This is a genomic window from Methylobacterium sp. HJ2, assembly GCF_056431005.1.
In genome coordinates this window covers 104,981-124,280 of sequence record NZ_JBWJYM010000008.1, presented here as the reverse complement: position 1 = coordinate 124,280, position 19,300 = coordinate 104,981, and the positions used below count along the sequence as shown (strand labels likewise).

The 19,300-nt window shown below is 68.8% G+C and carries 19 protein-coding genes; 9 read left to right on the top strand and 10 right to left on the bottom strand.

Features of this window, described 5'->3' with window-relative positions; genetic code table 11:
• The first annotated feature begins 9 nt into the window (after positions 1 to 9).
• From ACS5RC_RS19235 to glxR, 5 genes are all read left to right on the top strand, one after another.
• Positions 10 to 1,023: an SMP-30/gluconolactonase/LRE family protein gene (locus tag ACS5RC_RS19235; RefSeq protein ID WP_478345509.1), complete on the top strand. Its 1,014-nt coding sequence runs from the start codon at positions 10 to 12 to the stop codon at positions 1,021 to 1,023.
• 26 nt (positions 1,024 to 1,049) lie between these two features.
• Positions 1,050 to 1,931 carry a LysR family transcriptional regulator gene (locus ACS5RC_RS19230; RefSeq protein ID WP_478345508.1) on the top strand — a complete coding sequence of 294 codons (882 nt, stop codon included), beginning with the start codon at positions 1,050 to 1,052 and terminating at the stop codon, positions 1,929 to 1,931.
• Positions 1,932 to 2,051: 120 nt separating this feature from the next.
• On the top strand, positions 2,052 to 3,413 hold the full coding sequence (gene gudD, locus ACS5RC_RS19225; RefSeq protein WP_478345507.1) for a glucarate dehydratase: 1,362 nt from the start codon (positions 2,052 to 2,054) through the stop codon (positions 3,411 to 3,413).
• Positions 3,414 to 3,436: 23 nt separating this feature from the next.
• Complete coding sequence (locus tag ACS5RC_RS19220) at positions 3,437 to 4,207, top strand: HpcH/HpaI aldolase family protein (protein WP_478345506.1); 771 nt, start codon at positions 3,437 to 3,439, stop codon at positions 4,205 to 4,207.
• A gap of 28 nt (positions 4,208 to 4,235) precedes the next feature.
• Positions 4,236 to 5,144: a 2-hydroxy-3-oxopropionate reductase gene (gene glxR, locus ACS5RC_RS19215; protein WP_478345505.1), complete on the top strand. Its 909-nt coding sequence runs from the start codon at positions 4,236 to 4,238 to the stop codon at positions 5,142 to 5,144.
• Positions 5,145 to 5,191: 47 nt separating this feature from the next.
• On the opposite strand, the gene ACS5RC_RS19210 is transcribed toward glxR, so the two are convergent.
• Positions 5,192 to 5,611: a PRC-barrel domain-containing protein gene (locus tag ACS5RC_RS19210; RefSeq protein ID WP_478345504.1), complete on the bottom strand. Its 420-nt coding sequence runs from the start codon at positions 5,609 to 5,611 to the stop codon at positions 5,192 to 5,194.
• Between the two features lie 160 nt (positions 5,612 to 5,771).
• Between ACS5RC_RS19210 and ACS5RC_RS19205 the strand changes: the two genes are divergently transcribed.
• The gene (locus ACS5RC_RS19205) at positions 5,772 to 6,923 is read left to right on the top strand and encodes an acyltransferase family protein (RefSeq protein WP_478345503.1); all 1,152 of its coding nucleotides are present in this window, start codon (positions 5,772 to 5,774) and stop codon (positions 6,921 to 6,923) included.
• A 67-nt stretch (positions 6,924 to 6,990) separates the two neighbouring features.
• Here ACS5RC_RS19205 and ACS5RC_RS19200 read toward each other — a convergent pair whose 3' ends face one another.
• From ACS5RC_RS19200 to ACS5RC_RS19160, 9 genes are all read right to left on the bottom strand, one after another.
• Entirely contained in the window at positions 6,991 to 7,218 is a 228-nt protein-coding gene (locus ACS5RC_RS19200) for a hypothetical protein (RefSeq protein WP_478345502.1), read from the bottom strand.
• A 203-nt stretch (positions 7,219 to 7,421) separates the two neighbouring features.
• The gene (locus ACS5RC_RS19195; RefSeq protein WP_478345501.1) at positions 7,422 to 8,612 is read right to left on the bottom strand and encodes a DUF2252 family protein; all 1,191 of its coding nucleotides are present in this window, start codon (positions 8,610 to 8,612) and stop codon (positions 7,422 to 7,424) included.
• A 414-nt stretch (positions 8,613 to 9,026) separates the two neighbouring features.
• The gene (locus tag ACS5RC_RS19190; protein WP_478345500.1) at positions 9,027 to 9,719 is read right to left on the bottom strand and encodes an MgtC/SapB family protein; all 693 of its coding nucleotides are present in this window, start codon (positions 9,717 to 9,719) and stop codon (positions 9,027 to 9,029) included.
• 82 nt (positions 9,720 to 9,801) lie between these two features.
• A complete protein-coding gene (locus ACS5RC_RS19185; RefSeq protein WP_478345499.1) occupies positions 9,802 to 10,101 on the bottom strand; it encodes a hypothetical protein in 300 nt (99 codons plus the stop codon).
• 67 nt (positions 10,102 to 10,168) lie between these two features.
• Positions 10,169 to 10,393, bottom strand: a complete 225-nt coding sequence (locus tag ACS5RC_RS19180) for a hypothetical protein (protein WP_478345498.1) — start codon at positions 10,391 to 10,393, stop codon at positions 10,169 to 10,171.
• Between the two features lie 206 nt (positions 10,394 to 10,599).
• Positions 10,600 to 11,172, bottom strand: a complete 573-nt coding sequence (locus ACS5RC_RS19175; RefSeq protein ID WP_478345497.1) for a TPM domain-containing protein — start codon at positions 11,170 to 11,172, stop codon at positions 10,600 to 10,602.
• Between the two features lie 46 nt (positions 11,173 to 11,218).
• Entirely contained in the window at positions 11,219 to 11,986 is a 768-nt protein-coding gene (locus ACS5RC_RS19170) for a TPM domain-containing protein (RefSeq protein ID WP_478345496.1), read from the bottom strand.
• 63 nt (positions 11,987 to 12,049) lie between these two features.
• Complete coding sequence (locus tag ACS5RC_RS19165; RefSeq protein ID WP_478345694.1) at positions 12,050 to 12,688, bottom strand: LemA family protein; 639 nt, start codon at positions 12,686 to 12,688, stop codon at positions 12,050 to 12,052.
• A 191-nt stretch (positions 12,689 to 12,879) separates the two neighbouring features.
• The gene (locus ACS5RC_RS19160; RefSeq protein ID WP_478345495.1) at positions 12,880 to 15,135 is read right to left on the bottom strand and encodes a xanthine dehydrogenase family protein molybdopterin-binding subunit; all 2,256 of its coding nucleotides are present in this window, start codon (positions 15,133 to 15,135) and stop codon (positions 12,880 to 12,882) included.
• Positions 15,136 to 15,558: 423 nt separating this feature from the next.
• On the opposite strand from ACS5RC_RS19160, the gene ACS5RC_RS19155 reads away from it, so the two are divergent.
• The 3 genes from ACS5RC_RS19155 to ACS5RC_RS19145 all read left to right on the top strand — a co-directional run bounded on the left by ACS5RC_RS19155 (position 15,559) and on the right by ACS5RC_RS19145 (position 19,284).
• Positions 15,559 to 16,017 (top strand): Ros/MucR family transcriptional regulator, encoded by a 459-nt coding sequence (locus ACS5RC_RS19155; protein WP_478345693.1) that lies wholly within the window; start codon positions 15,559 to 15,561, stop codon positions 16,015 to 16,017.
• Positions 16,018 to 16,054: 37 nt separating this feature from the next.
• Positions 16,055 to 17,410, top strand: a complete 1,356-nt coding sequence (locus ACS5RC_RS19150) for an MFS transporter (protein ID WP_478345494.1) — start codon at positions 16,055 to 16,057, stop codon at positions 17,408 to 17,410.
• Positions 17,411 to 17,952: 542 nt separating this feature from the next.
• Positions 17,953 to 19,284, top strand: coding sequence for an MFS transporter (locus ACS5RC_RS19145; RefSeq protein ID WP_478345692.1), 1,332 nt, complete (start codon positions 17,953 to 17,955; stop codon positions 19,282 to 19,284).
• Positions 19,285 to 19,300: the final 16 nt, after the last annotated feature.

Below are 19,300 nucleotides of genomic sequence, written 5' to 3'. Positions count from 1 at the left end.
GGTCTCGCGATGTCGATCGATCGCCGCAGACTGCTCGGCGGCGGAGCCTGCCTCGCCGCAGCCGCGTCCCTTTCGGGAGGTTCTACGGTCGCTGCCGGATGGGAGCCCTCGCAGCGGCTCCCCGACCCGGCCGTTGAGGTTCTCGACCCCGCCTTCAACGCGTACCGCCTCGCGCTCGCCACCGTGGAGCGCGTCGCGACGGGCCTGCGCTGGGCCGAAGGGCCCGTTTGGTTCGGCGACATGGGGATGCTGCTCCTCAGCGACGTGACCAACGACCGGATCATGCGCTGGGACGCCGAGAGCGGCGCGCTCTCGGTCTTCCGAAAGCCCGCGCGCTACGCCAACGGAAACACCCGCGACCGCGAGGGCCGGCTGATCACCTGCCAGCACGCCACGCGCAGCGTCGTCCGCACCGAGCACGACGGCAGCCTGACCACGTTGATCGACGCATTCGCGGGCAGGCGCCTCAACTCGCCGAACGACGTCGTGTGCCGGTCGGACGGCTCGATCTGGTTCACCGATCCGGCCTACGGCCCGAATCCCTACGAGCAGATGGCAGCGCCCGAGCTGCCCGACACCGTCTACCGGCTCGATCCGCGAACCGGTGCGGCGAGCGTCGCGGTTGAAGGGGTGCGCGGGCCGAACGGCCTCTGCTTCTCACCCGACGAGCGCATCCTCTACGTCATCGAGGGGCGGGCCGTGCCCAATCGTCTGATCCGCGCCTACGACGTGACCGAGACCGGCACCATCAACGGCCGCGTTCATTTCGATTGCGGGCGCGGAACCGCCGATGGGTTCCGGGCTGATATCGACGGCAATCTCTGGTGCGGCTGGGGCATGGGCGAAGCCGAGGACGGCGTCGTCGTGATCTCCCCGGCCGGCAGGATGATCGGGCGCATCCGCCTGCCGGAGCGCTGCGCCAACCTCTGCTTCGGCGGCCCCCAGCGCAACCGCCTGCTCATGGCCGCGACCCATTCGATCTACGCTCTCTACGTGAATACAAGGGGAGCCGGCACCTGCTGAGTCGCGTGCCGCGTGCCGAGGGCCGCATGCTCGATTTCAGCCAGCTCCGCTGCTTCGTCGCGGTGGCCGAGGAACTCCATTTCGGACGAGCGGCGACCCGTCTGAACATGACGCAGCCGCCGCTCTCCCGGCAGATTCAAGTTCTCGAGCGTGTCCTCGACGTCCAGCTTCTCGATCGGACGAGCCGGTCCGTGCGGCTCACCGCGGCCGGACGCAGTCTTCTGCCGGAGGCGCGCCACATCCTACGACTCGCCGAATCCGCGGCCTACGTCACCCGGCAGGTCGCCGCGGGGCGCTCGGGCACGCTGAAGCTCGGCTTCACCGCGGCTTCCGCCTACGATTTCCTGCCTCGCCTCATTACCGCCTGCCGCACCGCGCTTCCCGAGGTCACTCTGGCCCTGCGCGAGATGGTGAGCAAGGATCAGGTCGAGGGGCTGCTGTCCGGCCAGATCGATGCAGGGCTCCTGCGCCCGCCCGTCACGCATCCCGAGCTCGAGGCCACGCGGGTGCTGGCCGAGCCGCTGATCGTCGCCCTTCCCAGCAATCACCCCTTCGCAGAGCGTCGCGCGATGGCCCCGGAGGATTTCTCGGGTGAGCCGTTCATCGCCTATGCGCCCAACGAGGCGCGCTACTTCCACGATCTCGTGGTCGGCCTTCTGGCCGAGGTCGGCGTGCAGCCGAGCGTGCGCCAGCAACTGACGCAGATCCACTCGATCCTCGCGCTTGTGCGCGCCGGGCTCGGGCTCGCCCTCGTGCCGGCGGCGGCCGAGCGCCTGCGTTTCGACGGCGTGACCTTCCGGCCACTGATCCTCGCCCGGCCCCGACCCGCCGAACTCTTCCTCACGTGGCGCCGCGACCACGACAACCCGATCCTCGGCGCCGTCCTCGAGGCCGTGCTGGGCATGTGAGACAACCGATACCGATCGGGCATGGGTCGATCCAGTCTTTGGCTTGGACCGGCATCGAAGCGGGGGACTAGAACGGGAGCGCTCAAGGCGCGCCAGACGCCGGGACAGTGGAGAGCGCCTATGGAGAAGGAAACTCGCCAGCCCGCACCGCAGGGCCTGTCGCGCAGCCCCGTCGTTACCGAGATGCGGGTCATTCCGGTTGCCGGCCGGGACAGCATGCTGCTGAACCTGAGCGGCGCGCACGGTCCTTACTTCACCCGCAACCTCGTGGTGCTTACCGATTCCACCGGCGCGACGGGGCTCGGCGAGGTGCCCGGCGGTGAGCGCATTCGTCAGACCCTGGAGGAGGCCCGCGACCTCGTGGTCGGCACCCCGCTCGGTGCCTGGAACGCGGTGCTCAACGCCATGCGCGCCCGCTTCGCCGACCGGGACACGGGCGGGCGCGGCCTGCAGACCTTCGACCTGCGCGTCGCGATCCACGCGGTCACGGCCGTCGAATCGGCCTTCCTCGACCTCCTCGGCCAGTTCCTCAACGTGCCGGTGGCGGCGCTGCTCGGCGAGGGCCAGCAACGCGACGCCGTCGAGATGCTGGGCTACCTGTTCTATGTCGGGGATCGCCGCCGGACGGATCTCGGCTACCGCGAACCGGAGGCCCGCGACGGCTGGATGCGCCTGCGCGACGAGGAAGCCTTGACGCCGGAGGCGATCGCCCGCCTCGCCGAGGCGGCTTACGAGCGCTACGGCTTCAATGATTTCAAGCTGAAGGGGGGCGTCCTCTCCGGCGAAGCGGAGATCGCGGCGGTCACCGCGATCCACGAGCGCTTTCCGAAGGCGCGCGTCACCCTCGACCCGAACGGCGCGTGGTCGCTCGCGGAAGCGATCCGCCTGTGCAAGGGCCAGGGCCACGTGCTGGCCTATGCCGAGGACCCGTGCGGAGCCGAGAATGGATTCTCCGGCCGCGAGATCATGGCCGAGTTCCGCCGCGCCACCGGGCTGCCCACGGCCACCAACATGATCGCCACCGACTGGCGGCAGATGACCCACGCGATCCAGCTCGGCAGCGTCGACATCCCCCTGGCCGACCCGCATTTCTGGACGCTCGCCGGCTCGGTCCGGGTGGCCCAGCTCTGCCGCGATCACGGCCTGACCTGGGGCTCGCATTCCAACAACCACTTCGATGTGTCGCTGGCCATGTTCACCCACGTGGCAGCGGCAGCCCCCGGCGCCGTGACGGCGATCGACACCCACTGGATCTGGCAGGACGGCCAGCGCCTCACCCGGGAGCCCCTGGAGATCCGCGGCGGGCTGGTGGCCGTACCGGAGCGTCCGGGCCTCGGGATCGAGATCGATTGGGCCGAGGTCGAGGCCGCCAACGCGCTCTACCGCGAGCACGGTCTCGGCGCCCGCGACGACGCGGCGGCGATGCAGTTCCTGATCCCGAACTGGACCTTCGACAACAAGCGCCCGTGCCTCGTTCGCTGAACGGACAACCGGAGGAGACGACGATGGACATCCTGAAGAACCGCTTCAAGGCCGCGCTCGCCGAGGGCCGCCAGCAGGTCGGCCTGTGGTGCAGCCTCGCCAGCCCGATCTCCACCGAGATCGTCTCGGGCTCGGGCTTCGACTGGCTGCTCCTCGACATGGAGCACTCGGCCAACGACCTGCGCGACATCTACGGCCAGCTCCAATCGATCATGGAGGGCGAGGCCCACGCCATGGTGCGGGTGCCGAGCGACGAACCGATCACGATCAAGCGTATCCTCGACACCGGGGCGCAATCGCTGATGATCCCCAATATCGACGACGGCGAGCAGGCCCTTCGCGCCGTCGCGGCGACCCGCTATGCGCCGCGCGGCGTGCGCGGCTTCTCGCAGGCGCCGCGGGCCGCCCGCTTCGGACGCATTCCCGACTATCACGCTCGCTGCGAGGCCGAGATCTTCGTGGCGGTGCAGATCGAGTCCCGGCGCGCCCTCGACAATCTCGAGGAGATCGCGGGTGTCGAGGGCGTCGATGGCGTCTTCATCGGACCCGGCGACCTCTCCACCAGCCTCGGCTATCTCGGCCAGCAGAACCACCCGGAGGTGGTGGCGGTCATCGAGGACGCGATCCGGCGCATCGCTCGGACCGGCAAGAGCGCCGGCATCCTCACGGCCAACGAGGATCTCGCCCACCACTACGTGGCTGCGGGCACCCGCTTCACCGCGGTCGGGTCCGATATGGGGCTGCTTGCCAGAAGCTCGGAGGCCCTCGCCGCCCGCTTCAAGGCCGGCGCCTGAGCCGCAACTGCGACGGGATCGAACCGCCATGAAGATCGGATTCATCGGGCTCGGCATCATGGGACGGCCGATGGCCGCCAACCTGATCAAGGCCGGCCATACCCTCTACCTCAAATCGGGCTCGCGGCCGGTCCCCGAAGACCTGATCGCGGCCGGTGGAATTGCCTGCGACACCGCGCGGGCCGTGGCCGAGCAGGCCGAGACCATCATCCTGATGGTGCCCGACACGCCCCAGGTCGAAGCCGTGCTGTTCGGCTCCGACGGCGTCGCCCAAGCCCTGACGCCCGGCCGGACGGTGATCGACATGAGTTCGATCTCACCCATCGCCACGAAGGATTTTGCCCGCCGCATCAACGAGCGCGGCTGCGACTATCTCGACGCGCCGGTGTCGGGCGGCGAGGTCGGCGCGAAGGCCGGATCCCTCACCATCATGGTGGGCGGTCCCGAGGCCGCCTTCGACCGGGCGAAGCCTCTGTTCGAGGCGATGGGGCAGAACATCACCTTGGTCGGCGGCAACGGCGACGGCCAAACCACGAAGGTGGCCAATCAGATCATCGTCGCCCTCAACATCGAGGCGGTGGCCGAGGCCCTCGTCTTCGCGGCGAAGGCTGGCGCCGATCCCGTGCGGGTCCGCCAGGCCCTGATGGGCGGCTTCGCCGCCTCGCGCATCCTTGAGGTCCACGGGGAGCGCATGTGCAAGCGCACCTTCGACCCGGGCTTCCGGATCGAGCTGCACCAGAAGGACCTGAACCTCGCGCTTGAGGGCGCCCGCGCGCTCGGCGTGTCCCTGCCCAACACCGCGACGGCGCAGGAACTGTTCAACACCTGCGCCGCGCATGGCGGCAAGGGTTGGGACCATTCGGGAATGGTCCGCGCCCTCGAACTGATGGCTGGGCACGCGCTTGGCGGGCCCGCGATGGCCGGGCCCGACGCGTAGCCGACAACGCCGAAGCCGGCTCCGCGCCGGCTTCGGCCCCGTTTCGGTTACTTGCGGTCGAACTTGCCCGCGTACTTGAATTCCGGGGCCGCCTTGAGCTGGTCCTTGCTCGCCCCGATGATCGCCTTCCACTTCTTTCCGTCGGCGTCGTAGCCGAGCGCGATCGAATCGGGCTTCACCGCGACGTAATGCTCGCCCATCCCGAGGAAGCCGCCGACCGAGAGGATATAGCCGGCGAGCTTGCCGTTCTCGATCACCAGATCCTTGATCTCGCCGACCTTGTTCTGCTGGCCATCGACCAGGTTGAGACCGATCAGGTTGTAGCTCAGCACAGCGTCCTGCGGCACCGTCGCGAATTCCGGCGCGCGGGTCGGAGTCTTCTGGTTGTCGTCCACGGCGAGGGCAGGCCCGGCGGCGGCACCCGCGAGGGCGCTGGCGGCGGCGATTGCAAGGATGAGACGGCGCATCGGAAACTCCACAAGCCGGAATGGCTGACGAGCCGAGGAATGCCCCGATCGCCGGGGGCGTTCCCTGCCCCGGACTGACACACCAGCGCAGGGACGGCACCAGATCCGCACACCCGTCGCGGCGTCAGAGCCGGCGCCGGCCTTGCAAGCCGCCGTCAGGATGACGGAGCGCGAGATCCCCGCTGTGCCGACCCTGAACGCCACAACCCCGCGCCTCGGCGCACTCGACGGCTTGCGCGGCATAGCGGCGGTCTGGATCGTCCTGTTCCACATTCCCTGGACGACCCACCTTCAGGAACTTGCGCCTCTGCGCAGCGGCTACCTCGCCGTCGACCTGTTCTTCATCCTCTCGGGCTTCGTCATCGCCCGGTCCTACGGCACCCGCCTGACCGAGGGACAAGCCGTCGGCCGTTTCCTGAAGCGGCGCATCCTGCGGATCTACCCGCTGCACCTCGTGACCCTCGCCTGCCTCGTCGGGCTCGAGCTTCTCAAGCTCGCTGCCTTCCAGCGCGGCGCGATGCCGGACGTGCCGCCGTTTACGGGGCCGAACGGCGTCGGCGCCCTCGTCGCCAACCTGCTCCTGATCCATGCCTGGGGGGGCGTCGGGCAGACCGGCTGGAACGCCCCGAGTTGGAGCATCAGCGTCGAGGCGCTGGCCTACCTGCTGTTCGCCCTGGCGGCCTGGTCCGGCCTGACGCAGCGCACCAGCCGGCTGGCGGCGGCCGCGGTCGCGGGGCTGTGCGCCGACGTGTTTCTTGTTGCGTGGTACGGCACCCTCGATCTGCCGATCCAGGGCGGCCTCGTGCGCTGCCTCGCAGGTTTCTCGGTGGGCGTGCTGCTGGAGCGACTCGCGACGGAGAAGGCCCTCCCCGCCTGGGCGGAGCGGGTGCAGCTTCCGCTCGTCGCCGCGATCCTGGTGGTCGCGAGCCTCGGCAACGCCACCGTCGCGCTCGCCCCGCTGCTGTTCGCCGCCCTGGTGGCCGCGCTTCATGCCGACCGCGGCCCCCTCGCTCGGATCCTCAACGGCACGGTCTGCCAGCACCTCGGCCGGATCTCGTTCTCGCTCTACCTGGTGCAGTACCCGCTGTTCCTGATCAGCCTGAGCGTCCTGAAACGCGTTGGCGATCTCGGGCCCGCTGGGCACCCCGTGCGCGGCGATCTCGTGGCGGTGGGCTTTCTCGGCCTGCTCTGGATCGTCGCGTGCCTGTCCTACCGCTTCGTCGAGGAGCCGGGCCGCCGTCTCGGCCGGACGGCGCTGGTACGGCCCCGCAATGTCCTGCGCCGCGCCGACAAGGCCCCGTCGCTGCCCTGATCGGACCGCTGTCTCGAAGGTCGCGGTCAGCGGTTCGGCGATCCGCGATGGTTGCGGATGCGTCGTGTTAGCGCGCTAGGCTGGGCTCGCGGCCGATCCGGCCCATCTCGGCGAGCGCCACGGCGTCGCCGAGCTTGGCGATCAGGTGCACGCAGAGCTGATGCGGGATCAGCAGGCCCAATTCGGCGCCGTCCGACTGAACGAGGCAGAGGGCGATGGTGTCGCCGCCGTCGATCGGCACCGCCTCGCCGAGGGTCCGGATCGCGGTCACGCTGGGGAGGTCTCGGATCGGCATCGACGTTCCGACGGCGGACGATGTGGAGGCCGCCCGCCTGCCGGCGTCGGCCACCACGGAAGATTGACCGGGCGCTGCGCCCCTGCGGGAGCCGGCACCATCCTTCGCGGTCCCCCAGAGACTTAATCCATGTGTCTGAAGGAGCCGTAAACTCTCAGGTTGTGGAGATCCTTGGATACACGCACAAATCCGCGTTTATCGCATCAGGGCTGCCCGTCGGCGAGGCGGCGGCAATGTTCCAGATAGCCGCTCTGGTGCAGGCCCATGAGATCGATGACGACGGCCCAGAGCCATTGCGGCGCGTCGCCCTCCCCCGCAGCGGTGACCGTGGCGGCCCAGGACCGGCGCGCCGCCGCGTCCATCTGGCGGCCGTGGGCGCGCCCGACGATGGCGGCCAGGTGCGCGGCGGCCCGGGCGGCCTCGCCCTTCGAGAATTGCTCCGCGTCGATCTTGAGATCCTGCGGCAGCAACTCGCGCACGGTGACGGGTGTCTCGCCGAACCGCGCCGCGATCATGCGCTGGCCCAGGAGCGGCGAGAGGGCACGTGCGCCGTCCACCACTCGAACCGCATGATCCGTCGGGATCTCGGCGCCGGGCGCGACAGGGGCGAGAGCGGCGACAGCCTCCTTCACGTCGATGAGCGCGAATTTCGGACGGCCCTTGCGCCGGTCGAGGCGCACGAGGCCAGCGTAGCGCAGGCGACCGAGCGAACTGCACCCCTTGATCCAATAGGCGGCGTCGACGAGCGTGACTCCGGCGGTCTCGTCTGGGTCGAGCCCCAGGACGATGCTGGCGAGGGCCGGATCGGCCGCCAAGGCGAGGCAGGAATCCCATTCCTCAGCGTTGAGGTCGAAGAAGCGCTTTCCGCGGGGCAGACGGCCCGATTTGCCGTCCATCCGCTCGGCTGACAGATCGCGCCAACGTCGGCCGATCGCGCGACGGCGCGTCGTGGCAACGATCGCCGATTCCTGCTCCGGATCGACCGCCTCGCCCCCGAGGCCATCGGCATAGCCCGCCACCATCGCCTCGATCATCCGCGTCACCACGATACCCGGCAATGGCGAGGCGAGCGCCGATGTGACGAGCGACAGGGCGAGACGAACCAGATCGTGCGCCGGGTTTCCGATCACCGTCTGATCGAGGTCTCGGATCTGGAAGCCGATCCGACCATCGGTATCGGCGAGCGCTCCGATGTTCCCGACATGGCAATCGCCGCAGATCCAGACGGGCGGCCCCGCCGGCAGGCGCCCGGAGGGCAGTTCGGCAAGCCAGCGGTAGAACCGCGCCGTACTGCCGCGCACGTAGGCGTGCGGCGATGCGGCGATCTTGCAGTGGCGCCGGTGGTCGAGCACCTCGGCTTCGCGGCCCGCCGAGGGCCGCATGTGAATGTTCATGCGCGGGATCTACCCATCGTGGTGTTTGAAGCACGGGTCGCCGAGCTCGGCGGGCCGCGACCGCGGGAGAGCGGCTCGGGCCTTTACCGCCGACCTTATAACCCTGTTCATCAATCGTTCGTGAATTTTGCGCCGGCTCGGGATGAAACGGGCGTCGGGCCCGTGTCCGATAACCGACGCTGAAATCGAACGCTCCTGCCGATCCGATCGCCCCTCTTGGACGCCCGGCCCCTGAGAGCTGTCTCCGACCTCAGTGCATCAGATCGGCGTCTCCAGATCCCTATTTGAACACGCGTCTCCTCGACGAACCGGCAAACCGGGCCATCGGGTGCGCTGTGGGCGCCGCACCGGCCGGCGCGTGCCGTCTGTGCTGATCATGGACGGCGACCATTCCCGGCTGATTCGATGGCCCGGTCATCCCATGTCCTCCCAGACAACCCGGCGGACGCCCACGGTGGCCCGCAGCCGGCCGATCAGATCGAGAGCCCAGCCCGGTTCATCTCCGCCATGGGCGCCGAGGCACCGCAGCAGCCCATGCGTCCCGTCCTGTTCCAGGGCGCTTGAGCGCAGGTCGAAGCCCGCGCGCTTCAGGAGGTCGAGCAGCGCCGCGTGCCCGGTCGCCTCGGCGTCGAATTCCACCGTGACGGTCCCGTAGCTGCGCCGGCGCAGCAAGGTCTCGACCCGGCCCAGGCCAGAGAGGCTGATGAGGGCAACGAGCGTCGCGGCACAGCCGAGGCGCCACGCCCCGGCCCCGAAGCAGAGCCCGATCACGGTCGTATGCCACACCGTGGCGGCGGTGGTGATGCCCCGGATGATGTTGCCCTGCTTCAGGATGGTGCCGGCACCGATGAAGCCGATCCCGGCGAGAATTCCCTGGGCGAGGCGCATCAAGTCGAAGCGGAGCGCGCCGTTATGCGGATCGCTCGTCCAGACGAGCATCCAGTTGCCGAGCAGCATCGCGGTGCAGGCAGCGAGGCCGATGAGGACCTGGGTGCGCAAGCCGGCCGGATGGCCGAACTCCTCGCGGTTCCAGCCCAGTAGGGCGGCTGCGACAAAGCTCAGCGCCAGCCGGATCAGGATCGTGTCGAAGGCGAGATCGTTGCTCATAGGGTGGGGAACGCGTCGGCGAGGGCCGGTGTGCCGCAATAGGCCCAGTCCCGTGGACGAAGGGGCCGGAGACGTGGGCCGCTCACGGATCCCCTGCCTCCCTCGCGTCGACCGGCCCAGGCGACGGCTCACTGCGATGGCGCAGATGGTGCGGTATGAGGCGAAGCGCGTGTCGGCTGAGGAACCAGAGGCCCGGATGGTCACGGCCGTCGAGCACGCGATCCTTCGGGCGGAGGAGCTTCCGAGCCAGCAGCGCGCGGACGGTGCGCATCTGCCACGGCCGGACCTCCAGCAGCGGGCCCTCGCGGGCGATTTGCGTCAGCATTTCGCGCTGGCCGGGCGTCAGCAAGCGCCACGTCAATCGCCGCTCCGATTCTCTCATGTCACGGGCCGCGCTCCGAACGGCGAACCGCCCCGAGGCCAGGTTCGATCGTCCCAGAGCACTCCGCTCAGGCGAGATCCAGCTCCAGGGCCAAGTCGATCAGGTAGGTGGCGATGCGGCGGCCGGCATCGCGGTCGGCGCAATCGACACAGAACCCGACCGTGAGGGCTTGGCTTTCATACTGGCGCAGCACCGATTCGGCCTTCAGAGCCGCTTCACGTTCGGACAGAGCCGAAACGACGCGGCGCCCGTCGCGGGTCTCGAGCGTGATCTGGCAGCGGGTGTCGCGCATGGTCGATCGCCCTGTTCAGGCGTTCCGTCGAACACGGCCGACGCGGCCGGGTCTCGGGCCAAGCAACGGGAGGACCAACCAAACCGATCCCTTGATCACGGGAAAATGCGCAGCCCTGTCTCAGCCCTGAACGCGGATCGACTGACTTGAGCGATATCCTTCTTTCCGAGCCGTGGTGGCGTCCCTCATCGGGACCGAGACATCGCTCAATCGGCGATCACCACCCGGTTCGGTAGCTCGTCGGGATCGTTCGGACCGGCCGGCAGCACCTGCGAGAGGCAGGTCCCGAGCTGACCCACCGCCGCGGCGAGCCCCTCTTCCACGCGGCCAGCCGCGAGCGCCACGGCGAGGTTGGCCAGAATATCTCGCCACGGTTCGGGTCCGACACGTGCCATCACCCCGGCATCGGCCACGATCTCCGCATGGCGTTCGGCCAGCGCGACATAAAGCAGCAATCCGGTCCGCCTGCGCGTCCGCGACAGGCCGCGCGCGCGGAACGCCAGGATCGCAGCCTCTCGAACGCGCGCGCGCCGGAGCGAGGCCGGAACCAGGGCAATGCGTAGCGGCTGGTAAAGTCCTGCTGCGAGGAAACCGGCCACGGTCGCGGCCTGCACCAGAAGGATGGTCGCCGGACTCCAAGAGGTCATCCACGTGAGAAGCCAGGGCGCGAGAACGCTCAAACCGAGTGCCGCCGTCAGGAATGTGGACCGGTAGCGGCCGGCCCGACCGCTCAGCATCACGACGATCTCACCCGCGGTGCCGGCCTCGGCACGCGTCACCGCTTCAGCGACCCGCAAGCGGGCGGCAGAGTCAGGGAGCAGGGATCTACCAGTCACCCGAGGCCCCTCCCCCGCCGGACGATCCGCCGCCGCCACCGAACCCGCCATCCGCCCCACCGCCGAAGCCGCCCGATCCGCCTTCGCCCCAGGTGCCGCCACTCCAGCCGCCTCCCGGTCCGGGCAGAACCACGAACCCACCCCGGCGCCCGGACCGATTCATCCGCCACGCAAGAAAGAGGATCACGAGAAAGAGCCCGACGAACACGGCCACCTGCAGCGGGTCGACCGCGTCGGCCCGCTCCTGCCGTCCGGATGGGCGGGGCCGTGCGTTCCCGGCTGAAGACTTCGATACGCCGGCGTCCGAAGAAAGGAGCGACAGAATGCCGTCGATCCCGGCCGAGATTCCGCCGAAGAAATCTCCCTGCTTGAAGCGCGGAGTGATCGCGCTCGCGATGATCACGCGGGAGAGCGCGTCGGTGATCGTCCCCTCAAGCCCGTACCCGACTTCGATGCGGACCTTGCGCTCGGCCGGAGCCACCAACAGCAGTACGCCGTTGTCGGTCTTGGCGTGACCAAGCTTCCACGCTCGGAACAGGCGGTTGGCGTAGTCCTCGACCGTGGTGCCCTGGAGGGTCTTCACGGTGGCCACCACGACCTGATCCGACGTGTTGTCCTCGTGGGCCTTCAGCGTTGCGGAAATCGCCGCCCGCTGCTCCGCCGTCAGGATGCCGGCGTCGTCGACGACCCGACCGGAGAGGTCGGGAAAGGTCAGCTCGGCGGCCCGGACCGGCAGAGCCGAGACCACGAGGGCCATCAGCAGGCCGCAGGCCGCAAGAGCGCCGAGCCTGATTGCGTGCCGGACCATGCCGACCGCGCGCTAGAACTTCACGTTCGGCGGGCGCTCTGAATTCGGCGTCGCCGTGAAGGTCTCCATCGGCTTCGATTCCGGGTAGAAGATACCAGCAATCCAGCGGCCAGGGATGGTGCGAATCTCGGTGTTGTAGGCCTGCACGGCTTGGATGTAGTCGCGCCGCGCGACGGCGATACGGTTCTCGGTGCCCTCGAGCTGCGATTGCAGGGCCAGGAAGTTCTGGTTCGACTTCAGGTCGGGATAGCGCTCGACCGTCACCAGAAGCCGGCCGAGTGCACCGCTGAGCTGGTTCTGAGCGTCCTGGAAAGCGCGGAACTTCTCAGGATCGCTCACGGTCCCGCTGTCGACCTTGACGCTCGACGCCTTGGCCCGCGCCTCGGTTACCCCGATCAACACATCCTTCTCTTGCTGGGCATAGCCCTTCACCGTCTCGACGAGGTTCGGGATCAGGTCGGCCCGGCGCTGATACTGGTTCTGCACCTCGCTCCAGGCCGATTTGGCCTGCTCCTCCAGGGTGGGAACCCGGTTGATGGCGCCGCAGCCGGACAGGCACGCCGCACAGGCCAGTGCGATCAGCGTGCTGAGCGCCCGGGCCAGCACCCAGGGTCGCAGGCCGGCATCCCCGCTCGGCGAGATTCGCGGCATCGAAGAGGTCGAACGCATCACCCGATCCAGTCCCCGCGCGGCCATTTCGCCGCACCGACGCTCTAGATAGGAGATGGTACGGCCGAGGTAAGGGCCGGTGGACGCCCGCGATAGGTCCGACCGCGCTGCGACCGGGCAATGGGGCGGATATCCGGCCGTCCCAGGCGTCTTATGCCGAACCGGCGCTCGCTTCAGCGGACGGCGCTCTCCATCAGATCCTCGCCCCGGATCGGGAGCCGCCGGATGCGCCGGCCCGTGGCGTGGTGAACGGCGTTCGCAATCGCCGCGTTGACCCCGATGATGCCGAGTTCGCCGAGGCCTTTGAGGCCCAGCGGATTCGCCTGAGGATCGGCGTCGGGTAGAAGAATGGCCTCGATCTCCGGCGCATCGGCGGCCGTTGCGACGAGGTATTCCGCGAAATCGGCGTTGCGATAGACCCCGCGGTCAAGCACCGTCTGCTCAAGGAGCGCCGAGCCGAGGCCCCAGATCATACCGCCCTCGAGCTGGCTGCGCGCGGTGAGTGGGTTCAGGATGGGCCCTGCCGCGAAGGCACCGACGAGGCGGCTGACGCAGATCTCCCCGGTTTCCGCATGGACGCGGACTTCCGCGAATTGCGCTCCGAAGGCCCAGGACAGGGCCTTGCCGCCACCGCCCTTGCCGAGGCCGATATGTCCGGCCTTCGTCGCCGCCAGATCGTCCGGCCCGCTGCCCTCGGGCACGAACTCAGTGAGGACCTCGATGCCGTCGGGACCGAGGGTGCGGAGGGCCGTACCCAACGGGCTGCCGCCCTCCGCACCGGCGGTTCGGTGCAGATTCGCCGGGTTCGCACCGGCGAGACGGGCTCGAAGATCGCGGCAGGCAAGGGATAGGGTGTTGAGCAGGCTCGTCGTGGTGGAGGAGCCACCGGAGATTCCGGCTGGCGGCAAAGCGCTGTCGCCGAGCGCCACGGTGACCGACTCGACGGGCACGCCGAGCCAGTCGGATGCCGCCATCGCGAGCACCGTGGTGATGCCGTTCCCAATCTCGTGGTGGGCGGTCCGCACGGTGACTCGGCCGTCCTGGGCGATGGCGACGCGCATCGTGGCGGGCGCGATCTTGACTGGGCGCACGCTGCTCGCGCAGCCGAGCCCAACCCGCCACAGACCCTCGCGCCGGGGACCGATGTCGCGCCGCGCCCAGCCGATAGCCGCCGCACCGGCCTCGAAACATCGCAGCAGAGGACGCGTCGTGAAGGATTTGCCCGATACCGGATCGGTCGCGGTATCGTTGCGGCGGCGCAACTCGATCGGATCGAGGCTCAGCGCTTCCGCCATCTCGTCGACGGCGCTTTCGAGGGCGAACAGGTAGGGCACCTCGGGCGGCGCGCGCATCGGGCCCGGCGTGTTCCGGTCGAGGCGCACGGCCCGCTCCTCGGTCCGGATGTTCGGGCACGCATAGAGGCTTGCGCTGACGTCGGTGCCCTCCATCGCGAAGGCATCGAAGCGCGAGGCGGCCATCGCGACCTCGTGGATCAACGCGGTGAAGCGCCCCTCTCCATCGGCCGCGAGGCGGATGTCGTGGCGCGTCTCGGGCCGATAATTCGCGATGGTGAAGCATTGGCGGCGGGTCGGCACCAAAGCCACCGGGCGGCCGAACCGTCGTGCCGCGACGGCCACGAGCGCGGTGTGCTGCGACAGCGCCAGCTTCGAGCCGAAATGGCCGCCGATCGGCCCCGAGATCACCCGGACATCATCGGCGGACATTCCGAGTTGCGCCGCCAGTCCGTGCCGGACCGCTCCGACGAAGCGAGTCGGCTCGTGCACCGTGAGGCGCGGGCCGTCCCAGGCGCAGGTGGTGGTGAACATCTCCATCGGATTGTGGTGTTGGATCGGCGTCTCGTAACGCGCCGCGATGCGCGTCTCCGTCGCGGCGAACGCGGAATCGGCATCCCCACAATGCGGATCGCTGTGCTTCTCCTTGAGGTCTGCGAGCCGCACGGTCTCGGCCTCAGGATCGTCGAGACCGGCACCGAACGGCTCCTCGACAGCGTGCACAACGACGCGCGCGGCCGCGTCGAGGGCAGCCTCGCGTGTCTCGGCGACGACGAGGGCCACGATCTGGCCCGCATAGGCGATTTGGTCCGAGCCCAGCGGCAGGTGCCCACTGTTGGCGTAGCCGCCCGCCATCAGGTGCTTCACCGGACGGATCTCGCCGGCCAGATCTTGGTAAGTCAGGATGCCCAGCACGCCGGGCAGGGATGCGGCCGCTTCCAGGTCGAATCCGGTGATGCGGCCTCGCACGATCCCGCTGGTGACGAGAGCTGCCTGTGCGAGACCGGGCAGTCGGACATCGGAGGCGTAGGCGGCGCGACCCGTCACCTTCGCGAACCCGTCGACCCGGACATGCGCGCGACCGAGCAGAGCACCCTGCGCGTCGGGTTCGTCGGACCTCGCCGCCGTTCCTGTCATGGGCCGCCTCCTCAAGATGATGGGAAGTGTGAACCGCCCGACCCGAGGCAATGGGCGCGGCAATCTGCTCCGGTCGTCGGCGCGTCAGCGAACGCAGCCTTCCTCCGGATTCCCGACCCTGTCCGGCCGGGCACGGCCGCCGCAGCGAGCGGCTCGAACGCCCGGTCGCCGATGCTCGCACCTCGCTGGCGGTTCGGAGTCTGGACGACCTCGCTCCTGTCACAGCCAAGCTGACAATTGCCTCGCGGCAATGCAGCGGGAGCCCCATGGGGTTGTGCACGCCGGATCGAGCCTATCCGTTTCCCAGTGGATCATCAGCTGCGAACTTCGTGAGAACATCGATAAATATCGCGCGCTCCCTTGCACGGGATGAGCGAAATGTGGTTCTACGCCGCCTTCGACAACCGCAACGGACATTTGAAAATGACGGACGACGTTTCGCGCAACTCCCTCGACACGGTTGCTCTCGCCGGCGAGATTGTCTCCGCCTACGTCTCGAACAACGCGGTCTCGATGGCCGATCTCGGCGGCCTGATCGTCAGTGTTCACGCTGCATTGAGTGTCCTGACTGGCGCAGCTCCAGCATCTGCCGAAGTAGAGCAGGTCGAGAAGCCCAGTGCAGCACAGATTCGCCGGTCGGTCAGTGATGATGGGATCGTTAGCTTTTTGGACGGGAAGAGCTACAAAACGCTCAAGCGCCACCTGACGACGCATGGGCTTGACCCGCGCAGCTATCGTGCGCGTTTCGGTTTGCCGGACGATTATCCGATGGTGGCGCCGGGTTACGCCGCGCAACGCTCGGCGCTCGCCAAGCAGATCGGCCTCGGCCGGCCCGGCGCGATTGCCGAGCAAACCGCCAAGCGCGGGCGTAAGGTCGCCTGACCGCCCGAACGGGCGTCCGAGAGGGGGAAAGAACGCGATGTCGGCAGGCAGCACCGTCCCGCGCATCGACGCGGCCGCCCCCTGGCACGCGGGGCTGACCCCGCGGCACTGGCGCATCCTCTGGGGCGCCTATCTCGGCTGGATCTTCGACGGCTACGAGGCGGTGGCGCTCGTCTACGCGCTCCGCCCCGCGCTCGGCTCGATCCTGACGCCCGAGCAGGCGCAGACCCCGGCCTTCTATGTCGGGGCCGCGATCGGCATCACCCTGCTGGGCTGGGGCATCGGCGGGCTGCTCGGCGGCATCGCGGCCGACTACATCGGCCGCAAGCGCATGATGATGCTGTCGATCCTCGGCTACGCCCTCTTCACCGGGCTCACGGCCTTCGCCGACAGCTTCATGACCCTGGCGCTGCTGCGCTTCGTCACCGGCCTCGCCATCGGCAGCGAGTGGTCGACCGGCATCGCCCTCGTGGCCGAGACCTGGCCCGACCGAGCCCGGCCGAAGGGCTGCGGCTTCCTGCAATCGGGCTTCGGCGGCGGCGCCGTCCTCGCCGCCATCGTCTGGGCGGTGCTCGCCGCCACGAACCCCCTGGGCCCCGATTCCTGGCGCATCATGTTCGCGCTCGGCGCGCTGCCCGCCTTCGTCTGCCTCTACCTGCGCCGCGCGCTCGAGGAATCCGAGCGCTGGATGGCGGCCCTGAAGGAGCAGCGCTGGGCCGCGACGGTGGAGGATGCCCGGATGCAGGGCTCCCACAAGCCGGCCCAGCGCCCCTTCACCCTGACGGAGATCTTCCGCGAGCCGGAGAGCCGGCGGCGCGTGCTGCTCGCCACCGCGATGTCCTTCGCCACCACGGTCGGCTGGTGGGCGGTGTCGTCCTGGCTGCCGGCCTACACGGAGGCCCTAGCCAAGGCCGCGGGCGAGCCCGCCAACGTCTGGGGCCCGCGCATGGGCATCGTCTACAATGTCGGGGCGATCACCGCCTACGTCGCCTCGGGCTTCATCGCCGACGCGATCGGACGGCGCCGGTTCCTGCTGATCACGTATCTCGGCTGTTTGATCACGTCGGCGCTGGCCTATCTCTGGACCGGCAGCCTGATCGTGTTCTTAGGGATCGCCTTCCTCAACGGCGCCTTCACCCTCGGCTTCGCCTTCAGCTGGATGGCAATCTACCTCGTCGAATTGTTCACCCCCTCGGTGCGGGCCACCGCCGCGAGCTTCGTCTTCAACGGCGCCCGGCTGATCGCCTGGGTCTTCCCGATCATCGCTGGCTCGATCGTCACCGCCTTCGGCGGAGTCGCGCAGGCCGCGCTGATCATGAGCAGCGTCTACCTCATCGGCCTCGTGGTGCCGTGGTTCATGCCGGAGACCACGGGCCGGCCCCTGCCGGAGTGAGGGCGATCGTGGTGGTGAATGGGGGCATCCCGTGTGACGCCTCCTCTCCCGGCGTGCGGGGCCAGCGGATTCACACATCGTGCCTTGAAGCTCAGGCTTGCCCTGCAGAGGCGCGGGTTCTTCCCTCCCCCCTCTGCGCGGGAGGGTGCCGAGCGTAGCGAGGCGGACGGGACGAGGTCCCGCAGAGAGGGGTGCGACGGCGCAGGCCTTGGCGCCCCGTCGATGCGGAGCGCCATCCTGCACCGTCGCTCCCCTCTCCCGTCGCCCTTCGGGCGCCACCCTCCCCCGCAGCGGGGGGAGGGAAACGCGCGGGCTTCATCCGAGATGTGTGAATCTCCGAGGTGTAATGGAGGAGGATGCGCCGCGCCCGCGCCCCTCGATCCGATCGCCTCACGTCTTCATTCCCGCCCGATCGATACCGTCCCCGCATCGATCGATCCTGTGATGGCATTGGACCGTCCCGGGACCCGCTTGTAACCCTATCCTGCAAGGCCGCCCCGCTCCGGCGGGGCGCCAGAACAACAAGACGGCTTGCAGGAGGAATCGTGGCGCTGGCTATTCCGCTGGAAGCGCGGACGCACGGACGCGTCCGCTGGGGCATCCTCCTGATGCTCTTCGCCGTCACGGTCGTGAACTACGCCGACCGGGCGATCCTCTCCATCGCCGGCACGCCGATGTCCCAGGATCTCGGCCTCACGCCGGTCTCCCTCGGCTACATCCTCTCCGCCTTCAGCTGGTCCTACGTCGCCGCCCAGGTGCCGGGCGGCTGGCTGCTCGACCGCTACGGCTCGAAATGGGTCTATGCCGGCGGCATCTTCTTCTGGTCGCTCTTCACCCTGATGCAGGGCTGGGCCGGCTTCTTCGGCGCGGGCAGCGCGGTGGCGGTGCTGTTCGCCCTGCGATTCCTCGTCGGCATCGCCGAGGCACCCTCCTTCCCGGGCAACGCCCGCATCGTCACGGCCTGGTTCCCGAGCGCGGAGCGCGGCAAGGCCAGCGCGGTGTTCAATTCCGCCCAGTATTTCGCGCCGGTGCTGTTCGCCCCGCTCACCGCCTGGATCACCCACGCCTACGGGTGGAGCTACGCCTTCGTGGCGATGGGCCTAATCGGCATCGTCCTCGTCGTCGTATGGACGCGGGTGATCCACGAGCCCGAGGACCACCCGAGCGTGACCCGGTCCGAGCTCGACCACATCGCCTCGGGCGGCGCGCTGGTCGCCCTCGACGCGAAGAAGAGCGCGGCGCGGGGATTCGACTGGGCGGTGGTGCGCCAGCTCCTCGGCAACCGCATGCTGGTCGGCATCTACGTCGCCCAGCACTGCATCAACGTGATGACCTACTTCTTCCTGACGTGGTTCCCGATCTACCTCGTCAAGCAGCGCGGGCTCACCGTGCTCCAGGCCGGCTTCGTCGCCTCGCTGCCCGCGCTCTGCGGCTTCCTCGGCGGCATCCTGGGGGGCGTGATCTCGGACGCGCTCCTGAAGCGCACCGGCTCGCTGACCTGGGCGCGCAAGATCCCGATCATCGCCGGCATGCTGCTCTCGATGACGATCATCGCCTGCAACTACGTGGAATCGCAGGCCTTCGTGATCGGCTTCATGGCGCTGGCCTTCTTCGGCAAAGGCGTCGGGGCGCTGGGCTGGGCGGTGATCTCGGATACCTCGCCCAAGGAGGCGGCGGGCCTCAGCGGGGCGATCTTCAACATGTTCGGCAACACCGCGGGCATCACCACGCCGATCATCATCGGCTACCTCGTCCAGGCCTCGGGCTCGTTCAACGGGGCGCTGGTCTTCGTGGGCTGCAACGCCCTGGTGGCGATGGCCGCCTACCTGTTCCTCGTCGGCGATATCCGCCGGATGGAACTGCGCCCCGCCTGAACCGCACGCGACCGGA

Excerpts from the sequence above, each read along its gene's own strand:
- ACS5RC_RS19155 (WP_478345693.1), top strand. The coding sequence starts at position 15,559 with ATGACGGACGACGTTTCGCGCAACTCCCTCGACACGGTTGCTCTCGCC.
- ACS5RC_RS19165 (WP_478345694.1), bottom strand. The coding sequence starts at position 12,688 with ATGCCGCGAATCTCGCCGAGCGGGGATGCCGGCCTGCGACCCTGGGTG.
- ACS5RC_RS19150 (WP_478345494.1), top strand. The coding sequence starts at position 16,055 with ATGTCGGCAGGCAGCACCGTCCCGCGCATCGACGCGGCCGCCCCCTGG.
- gudD (WP_478345507.1), top strand. The coding sequence starts at position 2,052 with ATGGAGAAGGAAACTCGCCAGCCCGCACCGCAGGGCCTGTCGCGCAGC.
- ACS5RC_RS19170 (WP_478345496.1), bottom strand. The coding sequence starts at position 11,986 with ATGGCCCTCGTGGTCTCGGCTCTGCCGGTCCGGGCCGCCGAGCTGACC.
- ACS5RC_RS19235 (WP_478345509.1), top strand. The coding sequence starts at position 10 with ATGTCGATCGATCGCCGCAGACTGCTCGGCGGCGGAGCCTGCCTCGCC.
- ACS5RC_RS19195 (WP_478345501.1), bottom strand. The coding sequence starts at position 8,612 with ATGAACATTCACATGCGGCCCTCGGCGGGCCGCGAAGCCGAGGTGCTC.
- ACS5RC_RS19220 (WP_478345506.1), top strand. The coding sequence starts at position 3,437 with ATGGACATCCTGAAGAACCGCTTCAAGGCCGCGCTCGCCGAGGGCCGC.
- ACS5RC_RS19190 (WP_478345500.1), bottom strand. The coding sequence starts at position 9,719 with ATGAGCAACGATCTCGCCTTCGACACGATCCTGATCCGGCTGGCGCTG.
- glxR (WP_478345505.1), top strand. The coding sequence starts at position 4,236 with ATGAAGATCGGATTCATCGGGCTCGGCATCATGGGACGGCCGATGGCC.
- ACS5RC_RS19205 (WP_478345503.1), top strand. The coding sequence starts at position 5,772 with ATGACGGAGCGCGAGATCCCCGCTGTGCCGACCCTGAACGCCACAACC.
- ACS5RC_RS19185 (WP_478345499.1), bottom strand. The coding sequence starts at position 10,101 with ATGAGAGAATCGGAGCGGCGATTGACGTGGCGCTTGCTGACGCCCGGC.
- ACS5RC_RS19180 (WP_478345498.1), bottom strand. The coding sequence starts at position 10,393 with ATGCGCGACACCCGCTGCCAGATCACGCTCGAGACCCGCGACGGGCGC.
- ACS5RC_RS19200 (WP_478345502.1), bottom strand. The coding sequence starts at position 7,218 with ATGCCGATCCGAGACCTCCCCAGCGTGACCGCGATCCGGACCCTCGGC.
- ACS5RC_RS19210 (WP_478345504.1), bottom strand. The coding sequence starts at position 5,611 with ATGCGCCGTCTCATCCTTGCAATCGCCGCCGCCAGCGCCCTCGCGGGT.
- ACS5RC_RS19230 (WP_478345508.1), top strand. The coding sequence starts at position 1,050 with ATGCTCGATTTCAGCCAGCTCCGCTGCTTCGTCGCGGTGGCCGAGGAA.
- ACS5RC_RS19160 (WP_478345495.1), bottom strand. The coding sequence starts at position 15,135 with ATGACAGGAACGGCGGCGAGGTCCGACGAACCCGACGCGCAGGGTGCT.